This is a genomic window from Blastococcus sp. SYSU D00695 (genome assembly GCF_054050555.1).
Map to the genome: position 1 here is coordinate 59,891 of NZ_JBJGZP010000022.1, position 7,599 is coordinate 67,489.

Here is a 7,599-nt window from a genome sequence, read left to right on the forward strand (position 1 = left end):
TCACCGGGCGGGGTGACATGCCTCCCGGCGCGTCAGGCGGCCGGACCCGGCGGGAGCAGCGTCCCGTCGCCGGTGCGGGTGAGCCGGCCGGCCGCGACGGCCTGCTCCAGCGCCCGCTCCAGCAGCGGGGTCAGCGACGGGGTCCGGCGGCGGTAGCCGAACACCTCGGCGGTGCGCGGGAGGAGCTCGTCGGCGGTGGTGCCGGCGGCCGGGCACAGCGCCGCCATGGCGTTGCCGACCTCCTCCGGGGCGACGTGCTCCAGCGGCCGGTCCGTGCTGACCACCTGGCGCCGGAACGCCGTCCAGGCGGCGCGGTCCAGGCCGGCCGGCCAGACGAAGTCGCCGTCCACGAGGCCGGCGGGCAGCAGCGCCAACAGCGCGTCGCGGCGGGCCTCGGTGACGCGGGTCAGCCCGTAGGCGCCGGCGGCGAGCCGGGTCAGCCGGTCGCGGTGCACCGGCCCCTCCGCGCGGACGCCGGCCAGCAGCAGCCGCCGCACGGCGCGGGCGGTCGCGGCGTCGGCCAGCTGGTCCAGGACCTTGCGCTCACCGGCCGGCCGGGGCGTCCAGGCGGCGAAGGGCCGCTCGCCGTCCGAGGAGGCCGCGGCGGCGCGGCGGGAGGGGGCCCGCCGTGCCGGCGGCGTCGCCGGCCGGGGGTCGTCCGGCGGCCCGGGCTCCGCGGCGGCCGGCACGACCCGGTCCGCCACCGGGGCGGGCACGGCGGCGGGAGAGGGGACGACGGTCAGCCCGGGGCGCGCGGCCGGCTCGGGCCGGGCCTGCGGCGCGAGCGCGGCCGGGTCGACCGCCCGCAGCACCGCCAGGGCGCCGGCCGCCGGGGCGGGCTCGGCCGGGGAAGCGGGCACCTCGGCCGGCGGGGCGGCGGGCCCGGCCGGCGCGTCGTCGACGACGGCCAGCACCGGCCGCACCGGGGGCGCGGCCGGGGCGGGGGTGGGCTCGGGGGCCGGGGTGGGCTCCGGTGCCGGGGCGGCCGCCGCCGCCGGGGCGGGGGCGGGTGCGGGCTCAGGTGCCGGGGTCGGGGGGGGGGCCGCGAGGGCGGCGGCGCGCGCGGCGGCGTGGGCGGCGGCCGCCAGCGAGTCGAGCACCGCCTCCCGGTCGCGCAGCCAGGACGGCAGCCACACCCGCTCCACCGCGGGCCACCGCAGCATCCCCGAGAGGACCTCCACCGGCAGGCCGTCGCGGTCGCCGACCGTGCGCCGCCGGGCCCACGCCGGCCCGTCCAGCAGCACGGCCAGGACCGGGGTCTCCGGCGCGTCCGCGGGAGCCACCGACAGGTCGAGCCGGAACTCCGACAGGCCGACGTCCGTGGCGACGGACAGTCCGCGACCGCGCAGGCCCTCGGCGATCTCCTCCCGGTGCCGGTCCAGGGTGCCGGCCGGGCGCGCGTCGCGCGGCAGGGCGTCGGTGCCCAGCGCCGCCAGGTCCAGGTAGGCGCGCAGGTGCTTCACGCCCACCGACGCGGTCTGCTCGGCGCGCAGCTGCGCGGGGTCGAACGAGGTGAAGACGACGACCTGGCGCCGCGCCCGGGTGACGGCGACGTTGAGCCGCCGCTCGCCGCCCACCCGGTTGAGCGGGCCGAAGTTCAGCGGCAGCACCCCGCGGTCGTCCGGGCTGAAGGCGGTGGAGAACAACACGACGTCGCGCTCGTCGCCCTGCACGTTCTCCAGGTTCTTGACGAACAGGCCCTCGCCGTCGGTGCGGTCCAGCGCCTCCAGCAGCCGGTCGTCGCCGGAGTCGCGCAGCAGCGTCTCGATGTAGGACCGCTGCTGGGCGTTGAAGGTGACCACGCCGATGGAGGGCGTGCGGTCCCCGGCCTCCCCGGCCGCCCAGGCGTCGAACCGGCGGCGGATCTCGGCGACGACGGCCTTGGCCTCCATCGGGTTGGTCCGCAGCAGCCGGCCCATCCCCGAGCGGTGGAAGGTGCCGTTGACCCGCACCAGCGAGACGCCGGAGCCGTCCGGGCCGGCGGAGGGCCGCCCGTGCGTGGGCGCGGGGAACGACGACAGCCGGTTGCCGTAGTAGTTGGCGTTGCTGAAGGCGATCAGCGACTCGTCCTGGCTGCGGTAGTGCCAGGACAGCCACTGCCGCGGCACCCGCGCGGCGACGCACTCGGAGAGGATCGACTCCTCGTCCTCCACCGTGGTGCCCAGCAGGTCGGCCGGGTCGTCCTCGCCCCCGGTGGCGGGCTCGGCGAACGAGGTGGGCGGCATCTGCCGGCTGTCGCCGACGACGACGGCGGCGCGGGCGCGACCCAGCGCGCCGACCGCGTCGGCGACCCGGATCTGGGAGGCCTCGTCGAACACCACGAGGTCGAACAGGCCGGCGCGGGCCGGGAAGAAACGGGCCACGGAGTCGGGGCTGACCAGCACGCACGGGGTCACGGCCGTGACCAGGTCGGCGTACTGCTCGAGCAGGGCACGCACGCCCAGGCCGCGGCGGGAGCGGGACAGCTCGCGCTGCAGGGCGCCGACGCGCCCGTCGCCGGTGGCGGTGTCGAAGGGCCGCGCGGCCAGCAGCCCGGCCGGCAGCGCCGCGGTCAGGTGCCGGCGGACCGCCCGCGAGGCGGCGGCGAACCGGCGGATGGCCTTCTCGTGCGCCTCGGCGTCGAACGCGTCCAGCCCGGAGGCGTCGCGGCGCTCGTCGACCGAGGCGAGGGCGACGCCGTGCTCGAACGCCCGCAGCGCGTCCTCCGCGGGCAGCTCGCCGCGCACCAGCGCCGTCCGCCCCTCCAGCAGGCCGGCCGCCCGCAGCGGCTCCAGGGTGTCCAGGAACGACACCCAGCGGCGCAGCGACATCAGGCCGGTGTGCTCGACCCCGCGCTCGGGGCGGGTCATGGTCCAGCGGAACACCAGACCGTCGTCCGCGCACCAGGCGGCCAGCCGGCGCGGGTCGCTGCCGCACACCGACAGCAGGCTCTCCAGGGTGTCGCGCAGCCGGGCGACGGCCGCGGCGGCGGCCGGGTCGGGGCCGGGCCCGGCGACGACGTACCGGCGCAGCTGCACCGCGAAGTCGCTGGCGCTGTCGGCCAGCGCGCCCGACCGGCGCAGCCACGCCACCTGCTCGGCGAGCAGGTCCGGCTCCAGGATCGGGTTCCAGCCGGCCGGCACCGACAGGCCCGGGATGACCGCGGCCCGCGCGCCGAGCGCGGCCGCGGCCTGCTGCAGCCGCCACAGGGCGGCGGTCAGCTCCGGGACGTCGCCCAGGCGCAGCTTGACGTCGGGGCGCAGCACCGGGGCGAGCCGCTCGCGGACCTCGGCCAGGCCCCGCCGACGGGCGAGCCAGGTCGCGGCCTGCGCCGTCTGGGCGTCCACGTACAGGTCGGCCAGCGGCAGGTCCAGCGCCTCGGGAATGGCGACGTCCAGCCCCGGGTGCACTCCGGTGGCGAAGGCGGCGACCTCGCCGAGCACCTGGGTCGTGGCGGTGGCCCAGCGGTCGGTGGGCACCTCGTCGAGCACGTCGAGGGTGGTCGCCGGGCCGGCCAGCAGGTGCGCCAGCCCGTCCAGGTCGGCGGGGGTGCGGACCTCGCGCAGCGCGCGGGCCAGGTGCTCCTCGGTGGGCAGCGCGCGCATCGCGGCGTCGACGGCCGCGGCGGCCTGCTGCGCGGCGAGCAGGTCCACCTGCGGGGTGTCGACGAACGCCCACGCGTGCCGCGGCGAGGGCCGGGCCAGGTCGGCGACGTCGGGCAGCAGCGCCAGCGCGCGGCGCACCGCCGTCAGGTCCTCGGGGGCCGCCGCGGCGACGACGGGGGCGGGCACCGGCAGCACCGGGGCGTCGTCGCCGGTGGCCAGCAGCGCGGTGCGGGCGGAGTAGCAGGACAGCCCGGCGGCGTTGGGGGCGTGCAGCCGCTCGGCGTAGCGGGCCAGCGTGCGGCGGGCGGCGCGCAGGTTCTCCTCGTCGGCGGCCAGGCCCCGCTCGTCGACGGCGACGGCGTGCTCGAGGGCGGCCTTGACCTGCGCCCGGACGGCGGCGGCCTTGCTGCCCTTGTCGTGCAGGTCGAGCGCGAACGGCCCCATGCCCACGGCGTCCAGCCGGCGGGCGACGACGTCCAGCGCCGCCCGCTTCTCGGCGACGAACAGCACCCGCTTGCCGTCGGCCACCGCCCGGGTCAGCAGGTTGGTGATCGTCTGCGACTTGCCGGTGCCGGGCGGCCCCTCCAGCACGAACGTGCGGCCCGCGGCGGCCTCGGCGATCGCGCGCAGCTGGGAGGCGTCGGCGGGGACGGGGCACCGGGCGGCCAGCTCGTCGAGGTCGGTGCCGCCGGCGGTGTCGGGGGCCGGGTCGGCGAACGCCTCGGTCGGCTCGTGCAGCAGGTGGGCCACCAGCGGGTTCTCCGCGAAGTCGGCCCAGTGCTCGTCGAGGTCGCGCCACAGCCGGTACTTGGCGAACTGGAGCACGGCCAGGTCGGCGGTGGGCTCCACCCGGTGCGGGAGCCCCGCCTCGGCCAGGGCCAGCCGCATCGCCTGCAGCGCGCGGTCCAGCGCGATCCCGGCGCCGTCGCCGTCGGGCTCGGCCAGCCCGGGCACGACCAGGCCGTGCACCTGGCGCAGCTTCTCCAGCAGGCAGTAGTTGGGCGTGCTCGTGCCGGTGTCGTCGAGGGTCAGCCGGTAGCCGCCGCCGCGCGCGGCGGGGGTGAGCACGACGGGGACCAGCACGAGCGGCGAGCGCAGCGGCCGGCCGTCCAGCTCCCACACCAGGCTGCCCAGCGCGAGGTACAGGTTGTTGGCGCCGGTCTCCTCGCGGACGGTCTTGGCCTTGTACGCCAGCCCGCGCAGCCGGGGCAGGTAGCCGCCCTCGGTGACGTCGGCGTGCACGCTGCGGCGCTCGGTGAGGGTCTCGGTCAGCAGCTGCTCGGGCAGCTCGCGGGCGCCGGTGACGCCCCGCTCGCGCTGCACGGCGCCCAGCCGGTCCGAGGGCAGCAGGGAGACGGCGGTGCCGCCGGCCAGCAGGTCCTCCAGCGGGCCGAGCGCCGCGGCGGGGACGACCAGCGGCAGGCCCGCCCGCTCGGTGTAGTTGAGCAGCCGGTTGCGCAGCGACAGGTCCAGCAGCGCGTTCTTCCACTGCTGCACCCGGGCGGGGGCCTCCGGGCGGCCGTGCCGGCTGGCCGCGGCCGGGCCGGGGTCGGCCACCGGTGCGGGCACCGCCCGCGCCGGGGTGTGCTCTCCGGGCAGGTACTCCACGACCTGGACGGCGCCGTCCGCGCCGCGGACGCGGGCGGGCACCGGCACGATGCCGTCGCGCCGGGCCCGGTGCACGTCGGTGACGCCGACCAGCCGGTCCAGGCCCGGTTCCTGCGCCGGCCCGCCGGCCAGCCAGGTGCCGGCCGCCGCCGCGTGCCGCTCCTCGGCGTCGGGCAGCGGCGCGTCCTCGCCCCGGTCGGTGAGCAGCGTCGTCTCGACGAGCCGGACGTAGCCGAGGTCGACCAGGTTCGCCAGCGGCGCGACGTCGGTGGTGGCCGCGCTCTCCGCGGCGCGCTCCTCGCGCCAGTAGCCGAGGAACGCGTGCCGGTCGGCCACCCACAGCAGCGGCCGGATCCCGGCCCGCTCCAGCGCCGCGGCGAGCACGACGACGACGTCCAGGCAGGTGCCGACGCGGCCGTCGAGCACGTCGCCGGGCGTGCGGACGCGGTGGGCCATGTCGGCCCAGGGCGCCGACGGCTCGCCCAGGCGGACGCCGCGGGCGGCCAGGGCGTCACCGAGCGCGGTGACCACCGCGTCGACCCGGTCCGGCGCGGCCCCGGCGGCCCGGACACCGCCGTCGCCGGTGCGCTCGGCGAGCAGGGCCGAGGCCTCCTCCAGCAGGGCGCCGACCGCCGGGTGGTGGGGGAGCACGTGCGCGGCGAGCATCTCCAGCGCCAGCGGCGCCGGGGCGGCCAGCCACTGCCCGGCGGCCAGCACCTGCACCGGGAGCGCGGTCCCGCCGACGTCCGCGCCGTCGACCAGCACGTCGACCTCGATCGACCCCGGCCGCTGCTCCTCGATCTGCAGCATCACCGCCGGGTCCATGACCAGGCCGACGTCGGCGAGCACGGTCGTCCGGCCGGCGTCGAGGTCGACCAGCCGCTCGACGGCGCCGCCGATCGGGCCGTCGGCGTCGAGGACCTGCACCCGCAGCGTGGCCGCCCGCGCGGGGCCGCCGTGGTTGGTGAGCGCCAGCCGCGACACCACCGGCACGCCGTTGTGCGCGAGCGCGTGGGACAGCACCGGCGTGCTCGTCGCGGAGATCGCCACGGCGGGCCGCGCGCTGCCGGCAGCGGGTGCCGGGCGGACCGGAGTGGTGCTCATGGGTCCTGTCTACCGGTCCGGACGGACCGGTCCGGTCAGGGCGCGGCGGCGTCTGGGGCGGGTGTGACGGGCGGGCACGGCCGTGGCGGTGAGATGCGTCCCGTTGACCCGGGGCGGTGCCGTGCGCGCGGGGGGCTGCCGATCCGCGCGGGTCCCGAGCGCCCGTCCGCGTGACCGGGGTGGAACGGGCAGGTGACGTCTGGGCGCACCGGCGCGCCGCGTCTCCCGCGCGCGCCGGGCCGCTGCCACGGTCGGCGCCACCCGACTCCCCGGAGGCCCGCGATGCCCTGCTCGTCCTGCACCCCTCGCCGCCGCTGCGACGCCTGCACCCGGGCCCGCGCCACCACGATCGTGCGGGTCCGCTCCAGCTGGACCCGCCCCGGACGGACCGCCGCGCGCTGACCCGCGCCCCACCCGTGCCAGGGTGGGGACGTGCCGAGGCGGAGTGCGGGGGTGCTGCTGCACCGGCGCGGCCCGGCCGGGGTCGAGGTGCTGCTCGGCCACATGGGCGGCCCGTTCTGGGCGCGCAAGGACGCCGGCGCCTGGTCGATCCCGAAGGGCGAGCACGGCGACGACGAGGCCCCGGAGGCCGCCGCGCGCCGCGAGTTCGCCGAGGAGCTGGGCAGCCCCGTGCCCGCCGGCGATCTGGTGCCGCTGGGGGAGCTGCGCGCCTCGGGCAAGGTGCTCACGGTGTGGGCGGTCGAGGGCGACCTGGACGCCGCGGCCTGCACCAGCAGCACCTTCGAGCTCGAGTGGCCGCCCCGGTCCGGGCGCGTGCAGGAGTTCCCGGAGATCGACCGGGCCGCCTGGTTCGGCCTGCCCGAGGCGCGGGAGAAGCTGGTGCGCGGCCAGGTGCCGTTCCTCGACCGGCTGGTGGCCCTCCTCGGCTGAGCGCGGGGCCTACCGCACCGCCGCACCGCGCCCGGAACGCCTTCGTGTCGGTTGCCGAACGACTCGCCTCACCCGCCCCACGCTCCTCACCGCCCCGCGCCGCCGGTGGCATCGTCTGCCCGCCGAGTCCTCAGCGACTCCCGGACGGAGGAGAGCCCGTGTCCTGCCCCACCTGCGGCACCCACGACCAGCGTGGTGCCTACTGCGTCTCCTGCGGCACCGAACTGCTGGCGCTGACCCAGCCCGTGCTCCGCCTCGAGACCCGCCGCAAGCCCGCCGTCCCGCCGGCGACGCGCGCCCCTCGCTGAGCCCCGGGCGGGGGGGCCCGCGCCCCGCCGGGGGCCCCCGCGCCAGTGGGCCCCTCCCCCCGCGGCCCCAACGGCCCGTTGGAGCGTCGCCGGGGGGTCGACCG

Annotated in this window: 3 protein-coding genes; 2 read left to right on the forward strand and 1 reads right to left on the reverse strand. The window is 78.9% G+C overall.

The genetic code is table 11. The features are described from left to right. Positions 1 to 32: 32 nt before the first annotated feature. Positions 33 to 6,296 carry a DUF4011 domain-containing protein gene (locus ACI781_RS14755; RefSeq protein WP_456566865.1) on the reverse strand — a complete coding sequence of 2,088 codons (6,264 nt, stop codon included), beginning with the start codon at positions 6,294 to 6,296 and terminating at the stop codon, positions 33 to 35. A gap of 432 nt (positions 6,297 to 6,728) precedes the next feature. Between ACI781_RS14755 and ACI781_RS14760 the strand changes: the two genes are divergently transcribed. Both ACI781_RS14760 and ACI781_RS14765 read left to right on the forward strand, forming a co-directional pair. After that, a complete protein-coding gene (locus ACI781_RS14760) occupies positions 6,729 to 7,187 on the forward strand; it encodes an NUDIX domain-containing protein (protein ID WP_456566866.1) in 459 nt (152 codons plus the stop codon). A gap of 158 nt (positions 7,188 to 7,345) precedes the next feature. Continuing rightward, positions 7,346 to 7,495, forward strand: coding sequence for a hypothetical protein (locus ACI781_RS14765; protein WP_456566867.1), 150 nt, complete (start codon positions 7,346 to 7,348; stop codon positions 7,493 to 7,495). Positions 7,496 to 7,599: the final 104 nt, after the last annotated feature.